This is a genomic window from Streptomyces sp. SID1328 (assembly GCF_009865595.1).
GTDB lineage: Bacteria > Actinomycetota > Actinomycetes > Streptomycetales > Streptomycetaceae > Streptomyces > Streptomyces griseoluteus.
The window spans coordinates 1-396 of sequence record NZ_WWKH01001017.1 but is presented as its reverse complement, the minus strand read 5'-3'; the positions used below and the strand labels follow the sequence as shown (position 1 = coordinate 396).

The window sequence follows — 396 nt, the reverse complement described above, 5'->3', positions numbered from 1 at the left end:
GGCGGTGCGGGCGGCCTCGGCGGGGGGTACGCCGGACGAGGTCAGGCGGCACATCGCCTCCAGCACGGCCACGTCGTCCGGGGTCCAGCGGCGGTGTCTGCCGTCGGTGCGGGCGGCCGGGCCGAGGCCGTAGCGGCGGTCCCAGGACCGCAGGGTGGTGGGCGAGACACCGAGCCTGCGGGCCAGGGCGCCGGTGGTCAGCCCGGCGCCGGGGGCTTCGTCGTCCATACGTCGACTCTACGCCGGGAACGACGCAGAAACGATGCGAGTTGTCGGCGCCCGGTACCGGCTCCCACGATGACCTGACCGTCCCACCCGAGGAGCCAGGTCATGAGCTCGAACCCGTCCCCGCCCGCCCCCGCCGCGCCACCCGTGGCTCGGGCCGGGGACGACTGC

1 protein-coding gene is annotated in these 396 nt (G+C 76.0%); it reads right to left on the bottom strand.

Features of this window, described 5'->3' with window-relative positions:
• Positions 1–228 (bottom strand): MerR family transcriptional regulator (locus tag GT030_RS32730; protein WP_161204172.1); only part of this gene is annotated, 228 nt, incomplete at its 3' end.
• Between the last annotated feature and the right edge of the window lie 168 nt (positions 229–396).